The sequence below is a fragment of the Hymenobacter piscis genome (assembly GCF_018760735.1).
In the GTDB taxonomy this organism is placed as follows: Bacteria; Bacteroidota; Bacteroidia; order Cytophagales; family Hymenobacteraceae; genus Hymenobacter; species Hymenobacter piscis.
Map to the genome: position 1 here is coordinate 19,094 of NZ_JAHHZN010000009.1, position 17,212 is coordinate 36,305.

The following is a 17,212-nucleotide window of genomic DNA, read 5'->3' on the forward strand; positions in this document are numbered from 1 at the left end:
CGGAGCGAAGGATCCTATAACGTCAGCACGACAGTATCAACGACTTGTTCAAGCGTGATAAGATCCTTCGCTCCGCTCAGGATGACAGTTCAACCGTCCAACCGTCCACCCATTCAACCATCCACCCAGTTAACCATTCCCTAACCCGTACCTTTGCGGCTCTTTTTGCTGCTGCCGTATGTCTGCCACTCCGTTTCGCTCCCACCTTCGGCCTACGCTGGCCCTGGCATATCCCGTAATGCTGAGCCAGCTCGGGCACGTACTGGTAAACGTGGTGGACAGCATGGTGGTGGGCCAGACGGGCAAGGTGCCGCTGGCGGCCGTGTCGTTGAGCGTGAGCGTGAGTACGGTGGTAATGGTACTGGGCCTGGGCCTCACAATGGGCATTACCCCCCTGGTAGCCGGGGCCGACGGCCGCCGCGACGTGGCCGGGCTGGGCCGCCTGCTGGTGAATGGCGTGTGGCTGAGCGCGGTGGCCGGCTTGGTGCTGGCGGCACTGGGGCTGCTGGTGCCGCTGGCCCTGCCCCACCTGCGGCAGGCCCCGGCCGTGGTGGCCCTGGCCGCACCCTGGGTGAAGGTGATGTTTCTGTCGTTTTTCCCGCTGATGATTTTCCAGGGCTTTAAGCAGTTTGCCGAAGGCCTGGGCCTCACCCGCCAGGCCATGCTGCTCTCGGTGCAGGCCAACCTGCTCAATGCGGTACTCTGCTACGGCCTCGTGTTCGGGAAGTTGGGGCTGCCGGAGCTGGGCATGATGGGCGCGGCCTGGGCCACGCTCCTGGCCCGCGTGCTGATGGCCGTTCTCATGGCCGCCTACGTGCTCCGGGCTGCCCGTCTGCGGGCCTACCGCGAAGCCGCCGCCCTCAACCTGCGCCCCGACGGGGCGGGCCTGCGCCGCCTGCTGAATCTGGGGGCGCCCATTGGTGTGCAGATGACCTTTGAGATGGGGGCGTTCAGCTTCTCGGCCATCATGATTGGCTGGCTGGGCGCCACGCCCCTGGCCGCCCACCAGATTGCTATCAACGTAGCGTCCGTGACCTATATGGCGGCCAGCGGCATCGGGGCGGCGGCCACCATCCGGGTGGGCAAGTTCTTCGGGGCCCACGACGCGGCCGGGGCCCGGCAGGCCGGCCTGATGGCCTACCTGCTCACCTTCGGCTTCATGGGGCTGATGGGGCTGGTACTGGTGCTGGCCCGCCACACCATTCCCTACTACTACAACCACGACCCGGCCGTGGTGGCCCAGGCCTCTGGGCTGCTGCTGATTGCAGCCGCTTTCCAGATTTCCGACGGCCTGCAGGTAGTGGGGCTGGGGGCACTGCGGGGGCTGGAAGACGTGAAAGTACCCTCCGTGGTGGCCCTGCTGGCCTACTGGGCGGTGGCCCTGCCCCTGGGTTATGTGCTGGGCTTCTGGCTGCACTGGGGCGCGCTGGGCGTGTGGCTGGGCCTGCTCACGGGGCTTTCGTTGGTGGCGGGGGTTTTGCTGTGGCGCTTTTACCGCTGGCCGGTGCTGGCCGCCGCCGCCGTGAACGAACCCACCCTGGCCCTGCGTTAACGGCCCGAGTGCCTGCCCCCCCGCGGGCGGTTTCCCTTTTCATCCTGCCCCTGTTTGGCTCCGTATGTCACTTTCGTTTGCCCCTGTTTGGCTCCTGAGTCTGCTGTTTTCCGCTCCCGTGGCGCCCCGGGCCCAGGCGGTGCCCCCGGCCCCCAAGCTGGAGTGGAGCGCCGACCGGCTTCTCACCTGGGACGATTTCCGGGCCCGCCCCAACACCGACCGCCTGGCGGCCCTGACGTCTTCCACCATTGACGCCACCATCGGCTGCGTCGACTACCAGTTCTCGGGCCAGGTAACGGCCGTGTTTACGCCCTCCGAGTCGTGGGTGCGCAACGCGAAAGGCGCTACCCCGGCCCTGCTGCGCCACGAGCAGCTTCACTTCGATCTGACTGAAGTGCACGCCCGCCTGCTGCGCCAGAAGCTCACGCTCGTCAAGTTCGACTGCCTGCACCTGCAGCCGGCCTTCAACAACCTCACCAAAGTGGCCTTCCTGACCTGGCAGCGCGATGAGGCCCGGTACGACCAGGAAACCAACCACGGCCTCAACGCCGCCAAGCAGCAGGAGTGGGACCAGAAAATCCAGCAACGCCTCCAAGCCCTGGCCGCCTACGCGAAGTGAGATGGTGAGGTGGTGAGTTGACGTTCCGTCAGCCGACTGGCACCATTCCCACCTTTAGTTCCGCCTGAACCTTCACTCACCATTTCATCACCTCACCGCATGATAACCTGGGCTGATTTTGAGCGCGTAGACATTCGGGTGGGGACAATTGTGGAGGCGCGGGAGTTTCCGGCGGCGCGGCGGCCGGCTTACCAGCTGCTCATTGATTTAGGCCCGGAAATCGGCCTGAAAAAGTCCAGCGCCCAGATTACCCACCACTACCAGCCCGCCGATCTGCCCGGCCGCCAGGTGCTGTGCGTGGTCAACTTCCCGCCCAAGCAAATCGGCCCCTTCCGCTCCGAAGTGCTGGTTACGGGTGCCCCGGACGCCGATGGCCACATCATCCTGGCCACCCTCGCCGCCCCCCTGCCCAACGGCAGCCGTCTGGCGTGATGGGGTGATGGGGTGATGGGGTGAGGAGGTGAGGAGGTGAGGAGGTAAAAGGAACGTCATCCTGAGCGGCGCGAAGGACTTTGTAACGTCAGCACGAACTGCTACAACGACTTGTCTCAGCGCGATAGGGTCCTTCGTCGCCGCTTGATGCACGGAATGCTCAGGATGGCAGGTGCTTTTCCCCTCCTTCCCCCATGACCTCATCACTTCATACCCCCATTCACTCATTTACTGATGCGCGGGCGGGGCGTCGGCGGGACGGCGGCGGGTTTCACGTCGGGCCAAGCTATCGACCACGGCGGAGTAAATAGCGTCCAGGTCTTTGCCGTGAATAGCGTAGTAGCGGTAGCTGCGCGTGAAAACGGAATCGGTGACGTTGAACTGCCGGTAGAGTTTTTTCTGCTCCTGCCGGAACAGGGCCCGGGCCGAATCCAGGGGCAGGCCCGCGCCGTCGGCCCGGGCCTCCAGGGTGTGCAGCTCCACCAGCAGGCGCACCATCTTTTCCGAGGCAATAAGCCGGGGCGGAACGGGCACTTCTTCGGATTTCTGACAGGCGCTGAGGCCCGGCAGCAGGGTACTGAGGGCCGCCAGCAGGCGGAGGGAATATCGTTTCACAGAAGCAAAGTTAGGCGGATGCCGTAGTTTAGTCGAAATGAAAGCCGCCGATTCTCCTTTTCAGCAACTCGTGCGCCGGCTCCGGCAGATGGAAATCCGCATTCTGAAGGCCGTCGACGCGCAGCTGCAGGGCAACTTCCACTCCGTGTTCAAAGGCACCGGGCTGGAATTCGACGACGTGCGCCTCTACCAGTACGGCGACGAAGTGCGGGCCATCGACTGGGCCGTGTCGAGCAAGGGCCACGGCACGTTTGTGAAGACCTACAAGGAAGAACGCGAGCAGCAGGTGCTTTTATTGTTCGACGTGAGTGCGTCCCAGCAAGTAGGCGCCGCCGGCCGCCGCAAGCTCGATGTGGGCCGGGAAATCTGCGGGGTGCTGGCCCTGGCCGCCGCCCGCCAGGACGCCCAGCTCGGTATCCTGGCCTTTTCCGATCAGAAGGAGCTCTACCTGGCCCCCGGCAAGGGCACCAACCACGCCTACTCGCTCATAAAGCGGCTCTTTGCCCTGGCCCCCCGCAGCCGCCAGACGGCCGTGGCCGCCGGCATCAAGCAGGCCCTGGGCCTGCTCAAGCGCCACACCATTGTGCTGCTGATTTCCGATTTTATTGACGCCGACTACGAGCGGGAGCTGACCATGCTGGCCCGCAAGCACGATTTGGTGGTGCTCCAGCTCCTCGACCAGCGCGAGCGGGAGTTTCCGCCCCTGGGCATCATTCCTTTGCTCGACCAGGAATCGGGCCGCACGGTGTGGGTGAATACCTCGTCGGAAGCCTTCCGGGCCCGCTACCGCGCCACCTACGAGCAGAACCGGGAGCAAATCGGCCAGATCTGCCGCCGCCACCGCACCGAATACCTCTCCATTGCCACCGACTCTGATTTCATCCCCCAACTGGTGAATCTGTTCCGGCGGCGCAACCAGCGCGGCAGCCGTGGGTAAGCGCTTCCCGATGCTACTACTACTGCGGCGCAATGCCTGGCCGCTGGCGTTGCTGCTGGTGCTGCTGCTGGCCGGCCCGCCACCGGCCCGGGCCCAGACGGGCCCGCCCCTCGATTCCGTGCCCCAGGGCCTCTTCCGTCAGCGGGCAGTGCGGGTGGGCGAAATTGTGGAATACGAGCTGAGCTTCCGCCACGCGCCCCGCCAGGAAGTTATCTTCCCCGATTCGGCGGCTGACTTCGCGCCCTTCGAGTACGTGGGCCGGCGCTACACCCCCACCCGCACCCGCCAGGGCCGCAGCTTCGACCAGGCCACCTACCGCCTGCGCACCTTTCAGCTCGATTCCCTCCAGACCCTGACCCTGCCCGTGACCGTGCTGCAGGGTCGCGACACGCTGCTGCTGCCCACGGCTCCGGCCCGCATCCGGCTGGTGCGCACGGCCCCGGCTGCCTCGGCGGCCGGCCCGCCGGTGTTGCGCCAGAACCTGGCTTTGCGGCCCGTGGCGCCGCGCTTCAATTACCCCTACTGGCTGGCCGGGCTGGCCGCCGTGCTGCTACTGATGGGCGGGCTGGTGCTGGGGTTCCGCAGCAGTCTGCGCCAGCGCTACCGCCGCTACCGCCTGCGCAAAAACCACGCGTATTTCCTGGCCCAGTATGCCCGTCATGTGGAGCGCTTCAACTTGTCCCGCTCCCTGACCAACATGGAGCGGGCCATCACGCTCTGGAAAAACTACCTGTCTACGCTCGAAGACAGCAATATCACCAGCCTGACCACCCGTGAAATCGTGGCCCGCTACCAGCACGACGCCGACGTGCGCCTGGCCCTGCAACTGGCCGACCGCGTTATCTACGGCAACCAGTTCACCGAAGACGACACCGAAACCGACCTGGCCTTCGTGCTGCTGCGCAACTTCGCCGAGCGCCAGTACGCGGAGGTGAATGGGTGAATGGGTGAATGGGTGAATGGGTGAATGGGTGAATGGGTGAATGGGTGAATGGGTGAATGGGTGAATGGGTGAATGGGTGAATAAGAAAAGGTACGGCGGGCCGCACATGCGAAGGAAGTTTATCCGTAGAAAAAGGTGCTTTTTTATCGTCCGTCGTACAGGGAAGAGTCCTTTGCAAGCGAAGGATGACGTTCTTTGTGCTTACGCCCCCCCGTATTCACTCATTCACCGAGTCACTCATTTACTCTATGCCCGACCTGCTGACTGCGGCCCTGGATAGTGTGCGCTACGCCACGCTGGCCAGCTACAGCTGGGAGCAGCCCCGCCTGCTGCTGCTGGTGCCGCTGGTGCCGCTGCTGTTTGTGCTGCGCTGGGCCCTCTCGCGGCGGCGGCGCTCCAAGCTGGGCGTGGCCTTCGTGGCGGGCCAGGTGCCGCGCGACTGGAGCACGGTGCTGCGCTTTTTGCCCCAGGTGGTGCTGGCCCTGAGTTTGGGCTTCGGCATCGTGGCCCTGGCCCGCCCCCAGCGCGTGGATGAGCGCGTGGTGCAGACCGGCGAAGGCATCGATATTCTGCTGGTCCTGGACGTGTCGGGCTCCATGGAGCTCCAGGATTTACGCCCCAACCGCCTGGAGGCCGCCAAGCGCGTGGCCCTGGAATTCCTCAACGGCCGCCGCGGCGACCGGGTGGGGCTGGTCGTGTTTGCCGGCGACGCCTACTCCCTCGCGCCCCTCACCACCGACTACGACCTGCTGCGCGAAAACCTCGAAAGCCTGCGCCTGGGCATGATTCCCAACGACGGCACGGCCATCGGCACGGCCCTGGGCGTGGCCACCAACCGCCTCCGCGACTCACCCTCGCGCACCAAGGTGTGCATCCTGCTCTCCGATGGCGAAAACACGGCCGGCTCCCTCGACCCGCTCACTTCGGCCCAGCTGGCCCACGCCTACGGCCTCAAGCTCTACACCATCGGGCTGGGTCAGGACGGCACCGTGCCCTATTTCACCGAGGCGTCCGGCCAGACCCGCTTCGTGGAAACCCGCCTCGACGAAACCACCATGCGCCAGATTGCCCAGGCCGGCGAGGGCCGCTTCTTCCGCGCCACCGACAACGCCGGCCTCCGCCAGATTTTCCAGCAGATCAACCGCTACGAGAAGTCCGAAATCAAGCAGACCCGCTACCGCAACACCCAGGATTACTACCGCCTCTACCTGTTCTGGTGCCTGGGCCTCTGGCTGCTCTGGCTGGCCCTCAAAAACACCTTCCTCACCAACGCCCTCGAAGACTAAATCACTGATTCAGGCTGATTAAGCATGATTTCACTGATTTCCTGGGGCATCTTTCGAACGCGGCGGCCCAACTTTGAGCTGGCGGGAAGGTTGTGGCAACAGCTGCTGACGGGCGGTTTACTTCCGGCACGACCTGAAATCAGCAAAATCCTGCTTATAGCGGTTTTCAGGTTGCTGTACGGGGCGTAGAGACGCAACATTTTGCGTCTCGTCGTTGAACGGACCAGCCGAACAACGTCAGCAACGACGAGACGCAAAATATTGCGTCTCTACATTCTGTATATCGACTCGAAATTTGCTCTAATCAGCGTACATCAGTGCTTATGATCAAGGAAAATCTGGACCGCATTCAGCAGGAGCTGACCGGCACCAACGCCCGCCTCGTGGCCGTCACCAAAACCCACCCGGTGGAAGTGCTCCAGGCAGCCTACGACGCCGGGGCGCGCATTTTTGGCGAGAACCGGGTGCAGGAAATGGCCGCCAAGCAGCCCGCGCTGCCCGCCGACGTGGAGTGGCACCTCATCGGCCACCTGCAAACCAACAAGGTGAAGTACATTGCTCCCTTCGTGCACACCATTCAAAGCATCGACAGCCTCAAGCTACTGCTCGAAATCGAGAAGCAGGCCGCCAAAGCCGACCGGGTTATCGAGGGCCTGCTCCAGTTCCAGATTGCCGACGAGGAAACCAAAACCGGCCTCAGCCTCCCGGAAGCCGAAGAAATCCTGCGCTCCGCCGAGTTCCAGGCCCTGCGCCACGTGCGCCTGACCGGCGTAATGGGCGTGGCTACCAACACCCCCGACCAGGACCAGCTCCGCCGCGAGTTCCGCCAGCTGCGCGGCTACTTCGACAAGCTCAAAAGCCTGTATTTCGCCGAGGAGCCCACGTTCCGGGAGGTTTCCATGGGCATGAGCTCCGACTACGGCCTGGCCCTGCGCGAAGGCAGCACGTTGATTCGGGTGGGCAGCGCTATTTTTGGCAGCCGATAACCGGGAATCACTCACCAGAAACCAACTACTACCATGACGGCTCGACTCATTATTCAACTGGCGGCGCTGCTGGGCGCTTTGAGCGTGGGCATCGGGGCCTTTGCCGCCCACGGGCTGCGCAAGAGCCTGGAAGCCGCCGGCCGCTTCGAGACATTTGAAACGGCCGTGCGCTACCAGTTTTTTCACACGCTGGCCCTGCTCGGCATCGGCATTCTGCTGCTGGCGCGGCCGGAACTGCGCAGCCTGAACACCGTGGCCTGGCTGTGGCTGGGCGGCATTCTGGTGTTCAGCGGCTCGCTCTACGTGCTCTGCCTGACGGGCATCACCAAGCTCGGGGCCGTCACGCCCATCGGGGGCGTGCTCTTCATTGCCGGCTGGATTATGCTGCTGCTGGCCGCCCGCCAGCTCTAGCCCGACGGGCTTCGTGTCAGCCACAAAAAAAGCGTCTTCCCGGCCAGGAAGACGCTTTTTTCAGCTAAGCCGGTGCGGTGCCGTCTTACGACTTCTTCTTGGCTTTGATTTTCCGGTCGTCGATTTTGGTTTTCTGCTTGCCGGCGGGCGCGTCGGTGTTCACCGCCGCTTCAGCGGCGTTGGCCGGGGCGGCGGCGGCCTGGAGCGGAGCCCCGGCTTCCTTCACGTCGCCCACCAACGACACCATGGCGTTGCCGCCCACGGAGTTGGATTCGATGGTCAGCACCTTGTTCTGCACACCAAACTTACCGGCCGAGTTGAATTTGGCCGTGATGGTGCCGGTTTTGCCGGGCATGATGGGCTCCCGGGTCCAGTCGGGGGTGGTGCAGCCGCAGCTCACGCCGATGTTGGAGATGATGAGCGGCTGGGTGCCCACGTTCTTGAATTTGAAGGTGTGGTCGACCACATCGCCGGTGTGAATGGCGCCGAAGTCGTACTTCATCTCTTCAAACTGAATCTGGGGGCCGGCTACCTTGGTCTGGGCGTTGGCGGGTTGCACGGACTGCGCCTGGGCGCTCAGGCCCATCACCGACAGCGACAGGACCAGGAAAAGCACTTTTTTCATGATGCGGATAAGTAAAAGACGGTGAAAAGTAAGCAAAAATCCGGGGCCGTTGCCACAGCCAAGTTCCGGCCGCCCCAGTGAAGCCGACGTGAAGCAGAACAAAAACCCGCAGGGTTCTGGTTCAGCTGCCCGCCCTAGTCCTCCGCCTCGTCGCCGATCAGCAGGGGGTTGAAGTTGAGCAGAAACAGCTTTTCGGAGGAGCGCGTGACGGCGGTGTAGAGCCAGCGGGCGAATTCGGAGTTCACCATGTCCTCCTTCAGGTAGCCGTGGTCGACGAAGACGGCCTGCCACTGCCCGCCCTGGGCCTTGTGGCAGGTCAGGGCGTAGGCAAACTTCACCTGCAGGGCGTTCAGGAAGGGATCTTTGCGCAGGGCCGCGCTCCGCTCCTTTTTGGTGGTGAGGTGGTCGTAATCCAGGCCCACGGCGTCGTAGAGGGCCTTGTTACGGTCGGCGGGCAGGGCCGGGCTTTCGGTGTGCAGGGTATCGAGCAGCAGCTTCACTTCCAGGTCGGGCTCGTCGGGGTAATCCACGAGGCGCACGCGGGCATCGGCGAAGCGGAAGCCGAACTCCTCGGTGGTCCGGATGATTTTGACCACCTGCACGAAGTCGCCGTTGGCCAGAAAGCCGATGTCGGAATCCTTGGGCAGCCAGTAGTAGTTGTTGCGCACCACCATCAGGTAGTCGCCCGACTCAATCTCGTCCTCGGCCTCGAACAGGATGCGGCGGATGTACTGGTTGTACTGGTTGGCGTTCTTGTTGGAGCGGCAGATGATGGTGCTGTTCTCGTGGCCGAAGTGCTTGTAGGCCCAGCGCAGGCCATCTTCGAGCTTGTCGGTGCCCATCGAGAAGATATCGGGGTAGCCTTTGGTGAAGAACTGGATGCGCGGATTATCCTCCCGCAACTCCTCGCGCAGCACCGTAGCGTTCATCAGAATCCCCGACTGCTCGGCCTGGCGCATGACCTGGCGCAGCTCCACCGAGCCCACCTCGGCCCGGAACCGGTCCCGCAGCAAATCCGGATCGAGGGCGGGGCTGAGCAGCTGGCCCACCGGCGGCAACTGGGCCGTATCGCCGATGAAGAGCAGGCGGTTGGAGGGCTTCTCGAACACGAAATTCATCACGTCATCGAGCAGGCCGTTCACGCCGAAGGCCTTCTCGTCGGAAATCATGGAGGCCTCATCCACGATGAAGAGCGTGTCCTGGGCGCGGTTGGGCTGGCGCTGAAACGTGAGGCCCTGGGAAGGCGAGCCGCTGGTTTGGCGGTAGATTTTCTTGTGAATGGTGCTGGCCGCCACGCCCGAGTAGGTGCTCATGACCTTGGCCGCGCGTCCGGTGGGCGCCATCAGCACGTACTTGCGGCCCATCTGGTGAAGCCACTGCACCAAGGCGCTGACCACGGTGGTTTTGCCGGTGCCGGCGTAGCCGCGCAGCACAAACGCCTTGCGCCCCGGCAGCGCGTCGCCCAGAAACCCATCGAGCTGGCGGAACAGCGTGGCCTGGTCCTGGGTGGGCTCGAAGGGGAAATAGTCGCGGATGGAAGGAGTTCGGACGGAGAGCATGGCAAGGGGATTCGGGTAGCAACAAAGCTACGCCGGTTTAGGCTCCCGCCGCGGCAGAATCTGGCTCAGGCCAGAACGGTGGGCAGCGTGATAGTAAACTCCGCGCCCTCGCCCTCCGCCGAATCGACGTGGATGGTGCCGCCGTGGCTGGTCACGATGTCGTGGCTGAGCGAGAGGCCCAGGCCGGTGCCTTCGCCCACGGGCTTGGTGGTGAAAAAGGCCGTGAAAATCCGCTGGCGCACGGCCTCCGGAATGCCCGGGCCATTGTCGGACACCCGGATCTGCACGCTGGCGGGCAGCAGACGGGTATCGACCCGGATGCCGGGCGCGTAGCCGGCCTCGCCCGCCTCCAGGCGCTGCGACACGGCGTAAAAGGCATTGGTGAACAGGTTCAGCAGCACCCGGCCCATGTCGGGGGCCACCACGGGCACCGCCGGCAGGTCGGGGGCCAGGTCGGTTTCCACCCCAATGAGGCCGGCGTGCTGGCTGAACTCCTGGCTCTGGCGGGCCAGTTGCAGGTACTCCATTACCAGCTCGTTGAGGTCGGTGGCCACGCGCTGGCCGGTGCCGGAGCGGGCGTGCTCGAGCATGTCGCGGATGATGGCCGAGGCGCGGATGCCGTGCTGGCTGATTTCCTGCAGGTTCTGGCGCAGGCCCACCAGAATTTCCTGCTCCAGCCCGCCCGGCCCGCCGGCCTTGTCCATGTTATCCACCAAAGACGTGCTCACCTCGGCAAAGCGCTTCATGAAGTTGAGCGGGTTCTGCAGCTCGTGGGCAATACCGGCCGATACTTCTCCCACGAAAGCCCACTTCTCCGACTGCACCAGCCGGTTCTGGGTCTGGCGCAGCTCGGTGAGGGTGCGCTTATTGATGCGCAGCTGCCGGTACACTACCAGCATCAGGGCCGTTATCAGGGCCAGCGCCACGCTGGCAACGGTCAGCAGGCGGTTACGCTGCTGCAGGCGCAGGGTCTGCAGGGTCTTTTCCTGCTGCAAGCGGGTAATCTGCTCGTTCTGGGCTTGCTCCACCCGTTCACTCTCGTACTGGGCCACCAGGTTGCTGCCCTGGGTGGCCTGGAGCGTATCGGCCAGCGCGAAGTAGCGCTGGGTGTAGGCGCGGGCCGCGGCCGGACTGCCGTGGGCCTGCTCCAGCTCGATGAGGCGGCGCAGGTAGCGGGGGCGCGCGGCCGGATAGTTGCCCGTTATGGTTTTGCGGTAAGCCCGTTCCCAGGCTTGGCGGGCTAGGGCGTAGTTCTGCTGAGTGAGGTAGTAGCGGGCCCAGGTATCGTCGAGCGCGAACTCGCCCGGCCGGTCGGATATTCTCAGCGCCAGCGAGTCGGCCAGGCGCTGGGCGCGGCGCAGCAGCGGCAGGGCCGCCGCGGGCTGGCGGCGGGCCAGCAGCACCTGGCTCTGCAGCACCAGGGCGTAGGCCACGCACATGGGGCCGGCTACGGGGTCGGTGGGGGCGGTGCGCCGGGCCAGTTGGGCATAGCGGTCGGCGGCGGCCACGTTGCCCAGCTTCAGGTGGAGCTTGGCCACGGCCTGCTCGGAGAAAAACTGCTGCAGGGGCGTAATCCGGACTTTCTGGGCCAGGCCGACGGCCTGCTGCAGGTACTGGAGGGCCTTCTGCGTGTTGCCCCAGTCGGCGTAGCTTTCCCCGGCCGCCACCAGCTCCGTGACGTAGTAGCGCGGGTAAAAGGGCTTGAACAGGTCGGCCGCGTGCAGGTAGTGGCTGATGGCCAGGTTGTGGTTGCCCACCTGTCGGTAGGAGCCGGCCAGCACGAGGTAGCAGGCGGCCTGGTTTTTTTCGTTGTCGGCCAGCTGATACTGCACCAGCTTGCGCCGGAAGTAGGCCAGCCGGCGGCGGGAGTCGTGGAGCTGGTTGTGCAGGGGAGCCAGGTCGATGAGCAGCAGCGGCACCGGGTGGGCGGCCTTATCGAACAGCTCAATGGCCTGGCGCAGGGCAGTGAGGGCCGCTTCCAGGTTGCCCCGCTGCCACTGCTGCACGCCGGTGCGCAGCTGCCGGTAGGGGCCGGCCTCGAAGCCGGACACCTGTGCACCAAGCCGGAGCAGCTCATCGAGCCGGGGCAGGGCCTGCTGCCGGTTCACCGCGGAGGAGAGTTCCGTCAGGTCGAGCAGGTGTACCAGAGTGCCTATGCGGGCTGATGGGGCCGTCTGCCGGGGCAGCTCGCGCTGCAGGGAGTCGTGATCAGCCGCCCAATAGCGGGGCTGCGCCACCAGGCGGCCACTGAGCAGCCCCAGCAGCCCCAGAATAATCCATTTCATAACGGCACTAACCTAAATATTGCCCACCGGGCCTCATCATTTTGCCAAGTTGGGAAGAATTTGGCAGAACTCCGGCACCTACCCGGGCACGGTGGGTGTGGCCGGTTCAAGCACGGCCATGGTGGCGGTGGCTTTGGCAATAAGCAGGTCGTCGCACCACACTTCCGACTCGCAGAAGTGCAGGCGGCGGCCAGCCTTGAGCACCCAGCCCACGGCCCGCAGGCGCTGGCCCACGCCGGGGTGCAGGTAGCTGGTTTTGAGCTCTACCGTGACTACGCCCGTGCCTTCGGGCACCAAGGTCACGGCCGCAAAGCCGGCCACCAGATCGGCCATGGTGGCCACCAGCCCGCCGTGCGCAAAACCGGTGTGCTGCTGGTGCTGCCGGTCGAGCACCAACTCGGCCTCCACCCGGCCGGGCTCAATGCGGGTCAGGTCGGCCCCGATGTGGTGCATGAAATGCTGGCGCACGAGCTTGCGGCGGATGCGGGCGGCCAGGGAGTCCGGAGAATCGGGGGCGGAGTGGGGGGCAGAAGTTGTCATAGGAGGGCAAAGTTGTATCTTTCTTTTGGCCGGAGGGCACTGTTGCTCCGGTTATCGACCAAGCATGCCGCATTTTGATCTTCTGGTAGCTGCCGCCCTGGGTCTGGCCCTGGCCGCCTGCAGCGGATTCCGGGTATTCGTGCCCCTGCTGGCGGCGGCGCTGGCGTATCGTACGGGCTACCTCACGCCGGCGGCCGGTTTTGCCTGGCTGGGCACCTGGCCCGCCATTGCCGCCCTGGGCACGGCCACCGTGGCCGAGATGCTGGGCTATTACGTGCCCGTTATCGACAACCTGCTCGATACGATTACCGGGCCGGCCGCCTTCATTGCGGGCACCATTCTCATGACCTCCGCCCTGCCCGAGCTGCCGCCCATGGTGCGCTGGGGCCTGGGTATTCTGGTGGGCGGGCTCTACCATGACCACGGCCGGCCTGGGCAACCCGGTGCTGGCCACGCTGGAAAACGTGCTGGCCCTGGCCGGTTCGGCGCTGGCGCTGCTGCTGCCGCTGCTGGTGGCGGCCCTGGCCGTGGGCACGGTGCTCTGGGTGCTGGGCCACCTGCGCCGCTGGCGGCAGCGCCGGGCCCGGCGGCGCCTTACGCCCCTGCCGCAGTCCACGGCGGGCCGGCATTCGACGGGAAATAGCGCTGGCTGATGCGCGTTCGGGGGCGGGGCCGTAGCTTTACCGGCTCTGCCACGCTGCTGTTCCCCCCGCCTATGTCGTCGTCGTCCAACATTTCTCCGCCCGATGGCCTGTTGCAGGCGTACGCGGGCGTGGCCCGGGTGCGGGTGTGCGGCCTGCTGGAGCGCGCAGGCGCCCTGCTGCTGACGGCCCACCGGGGCCTGCTGCCCGAGGGCCAGCCGTTCTGGTCGCCGCCGGGCGGGGGCTGGCAGTTTGGTGAAACGCTGCAGCAGTGCCTGCAACGGGAGTTTGCCGAGGAAACCGGGCTGGCCGTTACCGTAGGGCGGTTTCTGCACCTGCACGAGTACCACGGCCCGGGCCTGCAGGCCCTGGAGCTTTTCTTCGAGGTAATTGCCCCGGAGCAGGACGCCCCGCCCCGCCTGGGCCACGACCCCGAGCACGCCCCCGATGCGCAGGTGCTCACCCACCTGGAGTTCGTAACGCCCCGGCAGCTGGGCCGCCTGCTGCCCCAGCAGGTGCACCCGGTCCTGCGGGACCTGATCAGTACCGACGACGTTTTCATTCCCCAGATCCGGTTCCGGTAAGTCCTGCTTTTGTACCTTTAGTGGCCGAAACGACGCCCAGGCGCCCGATCGGCCACGTTTTTTTTCGTCGACCTTCTTCTGCTGCTGCTTATGTCGTCCACCGTTCCCGCTGCTGCTCTGGCCCCGGCCGCTCTGCACCGCCTGCGCGATGAAACCCTGGACCCGGAGCAGCTGGCGGCCTACAACCTCTACCTCACGGCCGGGCCTGAGGGGCTGCGCCTGGGGGTGGCCGACGTGCGGCGTAACAAATTTCTGGCTCTCGAGGAGTACGCGCTGCCGGAAGCCGGCGCGTCGGTAGCCCAGCAGGTGCAGGCCCTGGCCGCCGAGCACGATTTGCTGGGCCGCGCCGGCTGGAACCGGGTGCGCCTGGCGGTGCACAACCGGGCCTTCACGCTGCTGCCCGCCCCCCTGTTCCGCGCCGGCGACGAAACGGCCTACCTGCGCCTGCACCACGCCCTGGATATGCAGCACGAATCGGTACACGCCTACACCCACACGGGCCTGGACATTGTGAGCCTGTTTGCCGCCGACAAGCCCCTGACCCACTGGTTTGCCCAGACCTATCCGACCGGCCGCCTCGTGCACCGCACCAGTGCCCTGCTCCAGGGCGTGGCCCAGCAAAGTGAGCCGAGCGGCCCGGCGCGGGTGTACCTGAGCATCGCCCCCCAGCAGCTGACCGTGCTGGTGATGCAGGGCAAGCAACCGCAGTTCTGCAACGTATTCCCTTACAGTACCCCCGAGGACCTGATTTACTACACCATCCTGGTGATGCAGGAACTCCAGCTCAACCCCGATCAGGATCTGGTGATGGTGTGGGGCGACCTGATGCACGACTCGGAGCTGTTTACCATCCTGCGCAAGTACATCCGCAACCTGCGCTTCGGCAACCGCCCCTTCGACCTCAACTACAGCTACCGCCTCAACGACCTGTTCGAGTACCGCTACTTCGAGCTCTTCGCCCTCCACCTCTGCGAATAAGCGCGATGGTGGACCAGTGAAATAGTGAGTTGCTGTTCGGGAGGCTCCGGAGCGTGGTATTCGCCGTTGGCCTTTTCATTCACTTTGCGCCACTCTCGCCGTTAGGGCTTTCTGCATATCAACTCACCATCTCACCACCTCACCTTATGCGAATCGCGCTGTTTCCTGGCTCCTTCGACCCTTTCACCAACGGCCACCTCGATGTGGTGCGGCGCGGCACAGCGCTGTTTGATGAGGTCATCATTGCCATCGGCAACAACAGCAGCAAGCAGCGCTACCTGCCCGTGGAGCAGATGATAGCCTTCATCGAAGGCGTATTCCGGGACGAGCCCCGCGTATCGGTGCGCTCCTACAAGGGCCTGACGGCTGATTTCGCCCGCGAAACCGGGGCCCGGTTTCTGCTGCGCGGCCTGCGCAATACCACCGATTTCGAGTACGAGAACACCATTGCCCAGGCCAACCGCCATATCTACCCGGCCCTGGAAACCGTGTTTCTCATCACCTCCCCCACCCTGGCGGCCATCAGCAGCACCATCATCCGCGAAATTCACCGCTTCGGGGGCAACGTGGACGACTTCGTGCCCTTTCCCCTGCCCGAGCCAACCTTGTAGGTATCGAACCACCCCCAAAAAAGCCCGGCGGCCGGCCTGAGTGATACTCAGCCGGGCCGCCGGGCTTTTTTGGGGGTGGTTCGGGGAAATGGACGGGCTACTTGCGGTCCACCACGCGCATGCCAATGATGGCGCGGCTGTTGCTGGGGTCGGCCACGGGCAGCACCATGTAGTTGGGGGCCGTGAGGCTCAGGTTAGCGCGGCGCAGAATTTCGTCCTCGTCGTTGCCCACTACCACCATGTCGCGCACTTTGCGGGTGCGGGCGTTGAAGGTGGTCACGATGGTGAGTCCGCTCTGGTCGAAGGTGTTGATCCAGTCCTGGCCCTTGGTGGCCTGCATCTGCTCGGCGGTAGGCTCCAGGCCGATGGACTGGTCGCGGCCCTCCTTGGGCGGCCCCAGCTTGCGGCGCACCTGGTCGATGTTGCGGCCCATCAGCGCCGGCAGATCCACGGCAGCCGTGCGGGCGGCTTCCACGCTGCCCGCCGTGGGGCTGCTGCGCTCGGAGGCCGATTGGGAGCCGCTGCAGGCGGCCGTGCCGGCTAGTAAGAGAATGGCTGCGTAACGAAACGGGGGCATAAGCAGAGGGCTAAGGGTGAGTGATCAGGCAGTGGGTTCCTCGTGGCTGACGACCGGCTGCTGGCCGGCCAGGTTGCTCAGGTAGTGGCGCACGACCAGGGCAATGCTGGCGTACGACTCATCGAGCACGCTCAGCGCCTCCTGGGGCGACATCCAGCGCACGTCCTCGATGTATTCTTCGGCCTGGGGCTTCATGAGCGAGTCGTCGAGGCAGCGCATGGTGTACCAGTTCGTTTTTTTCAGGATTTTATTGCCGTTGTAGGCGTAAGAGTGCCAAGTGCTGGGCAGCTTGTCGCCCAGCTCAATCTGCACGCTGCACTCCTCCTCCACTTCGCGCAGGGCGCCCAGGGCCGGGTCCTCATCCTTCTTGAGCTTGCCCTTGGGCAAATCCCACTTGCCGAGACGGAAAATCATCAGCACCATGCCGTCCTTTTCCACCAGGCCGCCGGCGGCTTTCACAATGCGGAACTGGTCTTTGAGGTGCAGAATCAGACGTTTCTTTTTGCGGGCCAGCAGGGTGAGCGAAGTCAGTTTTTTCAGCTTTTTCACCTCCATCAGGCGCAGCAGCCGGTCCACAAACACGTCCGTTACGTCGCGCACCAGCACGTCGCCTACCAGATCCTTGGAGATAAACTCATCCTCCGGATTCAGAATCAGGTCGTACTTATGCTTGTAAATCTTTTCGCTGTTTTTTTTGATAATCAGCGGAATATCGTTGATGAAAACGTTCATCGCGGGGTAATCTGGGGAACAGAATGGGGACCGAAGCGGACTGCCGTAAAGCACAGCATATTTCCCCGAAAACGAAAGCCCCCGGGGTCGGGCAAGATACGGGATGTGGGCCGTTGTGTTGTGAGAAGGTGAAATGGTGAGATGGTGAGGGGGCTTGTGGTGAAATGGTGAGATAGTGAAATGGTGAGTTTGATGTTCGTGGTTCCTGACTGCGCAGACTGCGCCGCAAAGCCCAGTAGAACATCAACTCACCATTTCACTATCTCACTATTTCACCACAAGCCACCTCACCCCGTACC

At 64.3% G+C, this 17,212-nt stretch carries 18 protein-coding genes and 1 pseudogene; 12 read left to right on the plus strand and 7 right to left on the minus strand.

The window, feature by feature from the left end; genetic code table 11:
* Nucleotides 1-178 precede the first annotated feature (178 nt).
* The 3 genes from KLP40_RS11270 (at nucleotide 179) to KLP40_RS11280 (ending at nucleotide 2,603) form a co-directional block, all read left to right on the plus strand.
* Nucleotides 179-1,552, plus strand: coding sequence for an MATE family efflux transporter (locus tag KLP40_RS11270; protein WP_215593886.1), 1,374 nt, complete (start codon nucleotides 179-181; stop codon nucleotides 1,550-1,552).
* Between the two features lie 64 nt (nucleotides 1,553-1,616).
* Nucleotides 1,617-2,171 carry a DUF922 domain-containing protein gene (locus tag KLP40_RS11275; protein WP_215593887.1) on the plus strand — a complete coding sequence of 185 codons (555 nt, stop codon included), beginning with the start codon at nucleotides 1,617-1,619 and terminating at the stop codon, nucleotides 2,169-2,171.
* Nucleotides 2,172-2,270: 99 nt separating this feature from the next.
* A complete protein-coding gene (locus KLP40_RS11280; protein WP_215593888.1) occupies nucleotides 2,271-2,603 on the plus strand; it encodes a tRNA-binding protein in 333 nt (110 codons plus the stop codon).
* 228 nt (nucleotides 2,604-2,831) lie between these two features.
* On the opposite strand, the gene KLP40_RS11285 is transcribed toward KLP40_RS11280, so the two are convergent.
* Nucleotides 2,832-3,218 (minus strand): DUF4296 domain-containing protein, encoded by a 387-nt coding sequence (locus KLP40_RS11285; protein WP_215593889.1) that lies wholly within the window; start codon nucleotides 3,216-3,218, stop codon nucleotides 2,832-2,834.
* 37 nt (nucleotides 3,219-3,255) lie between these two features.
* Here KLP40_RS11285 and KLP40_RS11290 point away from each other — a divergent pair, with 37 nt between their 5' ends.
* The 5 genes from KLP40_RS11290 to KLP40_RS11310 all read left to right on the plus strand — a co-directional run bounded on the left by KLP40_RS11290 (nucleotide 3,256) and on the right by KLP40_RS11310 (nucleotide 7,781).
* Nucleotides 3,256-4,155: a DUF58 domain-containing protein gene (locus KLP40_RS11290; RefSeq protein WP_215593890.1), complete on the plus strand. Its 900-nt coding sequence runs from the start codon at nucleotides 3,256-3,258 to the stop codon at nucleotides 4,153-4,155.
* A 10-nt stretch (nucleotides 4,156-4,165) separates the two neighbouring features.
* Complete coding sequence (locus KLP40_RS11295) at nucleotides 4,166-5,098, plus strand: hypothetical protein (RefSeq protein WP_215593891.1); 933 nt, start codon at nucleotides 4,166-4,168, stop codon at nucleotides 5,096-5,098.
* 248 nt (nucleotides 5,099-5,346) lie between these two features.
* The gene (locus KLP40_RS11300; RefSeq protein ID WP_246558781.1) at nucleotides 5,347-6,384 is read left to right on the plus strand and encodes a vWA domain-containing protein; all 1,038 of its coding nucleotides are present in this window, start codon (nucleotides 5,347-5,349) and stop codon (nucleotides 6,382-6,384) included.
* A 323-nt stretch (nucleotides 6,385-6,707) separates the two neighbouring features.
* Nucleotides 6,708-7,370, plus strand: coding sequence for a YggS family pyridoxal phosphate-dependent enzyme (locus KLP40_RS11305; protein ID WP_215593892.1), 663 nt, complete (start codon nucleotides 6,708-6,710; stop codon nucleotides 7,368-7,370).
* 33 nt (nucleotides 7,371-7,403) lie between these two features.
* On the plus strand, nucleotides 7,404-7,781 hold the full coding sequence (locus KLP40_RS11310) for a DUF423 domain-containing protein (RefSeq protein ID WP_215593893.1): 378 nt from the start codon (nucleotides 7,404-7,406) through the stop codon (nucleotides 7,779-7,781).
* An 85-nt stretch (nucleotides 7,782-7,866) separates the two neighbouring features.
* Here the strand turns inward: KLP40_RS11310 and KLP40_RS11315 are convergent, their stop codons facing one another.
* From KLP40_RS11315 to KLP40_RS11330, 4 genes are all read right to left on the minus strand, one after another.
* Nucleotides 7,867-8,406, minus strand: a complete 540-nt coding sequence (locus KLP40_RS11315; RefSeq protein ID WP_215593894.1) for a DUF1573 domain-containing protein — start codon at nucleotides 8,404-8,406, stop codon at nucleotides 7,867-7,869.
* A 134-nt stretch (nucleotides 8,407-8,540) separates the two neighbouring features.
* Nucleotides 8,541-9,965 (minus strand): ATP-dependent DNA helicase, encoded by a 1,425-nt coding sequence (locus tag KLP40_RS11320; protein WP_215593895.1) that lies wholly within the window; start codon nucleotides 9,963-9,965, stop codon nucleotides 8,541-8,543.
* 65 nt (nucleotides 9,966-10,030) lie between these two features.
* Nucleotides 10,031-12,250: an ATP-binding protein gene (locus KLP40_RS11325; RefSeq protein ID WP_215593896.1), complete on the minus strand. Its 2,220-nt coding sequence runs from the start codon at nucleotides 12,248-12,250 to the stop codon at nucleotides 10,031-10,033.
* A gap of 78 nt (nucleotides 12,251-12,328) precedes the next feature.
* A complete protein-coding gene (locus KLP40_RS11330) occupies nucleotides 12,329-12,790 on the minus strand; it encodes a PaaI family thioesterase (protein ID WP_215593897.1) in 462 nt (153 codons plus the stop codon).
* A gap of 64 nt (nucleotides 12,791-12,854) precedes the next feature.
* Here KLP40_RS11330 and KLP40_RS11335 point away from each other — a divergent pair.
* The 4 genes and pseudogenes from KLP40_RS11335 to coaD all read left to right on the plus strand — a co-directional run bounded on the left by KLP40_RS11335 (nucleotide 12,855) and on the right by coaD (nucleotide 15,604).
* Nucleotides 12,855-13,443 (plus strand): annotated as a pseudogene (locus KLP40_RS11335) (DUF4126 domain-containing protein).
* A 62-nt stretch (nucleotides 13,444-13,505) separates the two neighbouring features.
* Nucleotides 13,506-14,015, plus strand: a complete 510-nt coding sequence (locus KLP40_RS11340; protein WP_215593898.1) for an NUDIX domain-containing protein — start codon at nucleotides 13,506-13,508, stop codon at nucleotides 14,013-14,015.
* Between the two features lie 90 nt (nucleotides 14,016-14,105).
* Nucleotides 14,106-14,993: a DUF3822 family protein gene (locus KLP40_RS11345; RefSeq protein ID WP_215593899.1), complete on the plus strand. Its 888-nt coding sequence runs from the start codon at nucleotides 14,106-14,108 to the stop codon at nucleotides 14,991-14,993.
* Between the two features lie 146 nt (nucleotides 14,994-15,139).
* On the plus strand, nucleotides 15,140-15,604 hold the full coding sequence (gene coaD / locus KLP40_RS11350) for a pantetheine-phosphate adenylyltransferase (RefSeq protein WP_215593900.1): 465 nt from the start codon (nucleotides 15,140-15,142) through the stop codon (nucleotides 15,602-15,604).
* Nucleotides 15,605-15,701: 97 nt separating this feature from the next.
* On the opposite strand, the gene KLP40_RS11355 is transcribed toward coaD, so the two are convergent.
* Together KLP40_RS11355 and KLP40_RS11360 are read right to left on the minus strand one after the other, a co-directional pair.
* Nucleotides 15,702-16,181 (minus strand): hypothetical protein, encoded by a 480-nt coding sequence (locus KLP40_RS11355; protein ID WP_215593901.1) that lies wholly within the window; start codon nucleotides 16,179-16,181, stop codon nucleotides 15,702-15,704.
* 24 nt (nucleotides 16,182-16,205) lie between these two features.
* Nucleotides 16,206-16,913 carry an NUDIX hydrolase gene (locus tag KLP40_RS11360; protein ID WP_215593902.1) on the minus strand — a complete coding sequence of 236 codons (708 nt, stop codon included), beginning with the start codon at nucleotides 16,911-16,913 and terminating at the stop codon, nucleotides 16,206-16,208.
* Between the last annotated feature and the right edge of the window lie 299 nt (nucleotides 16,914-17,212).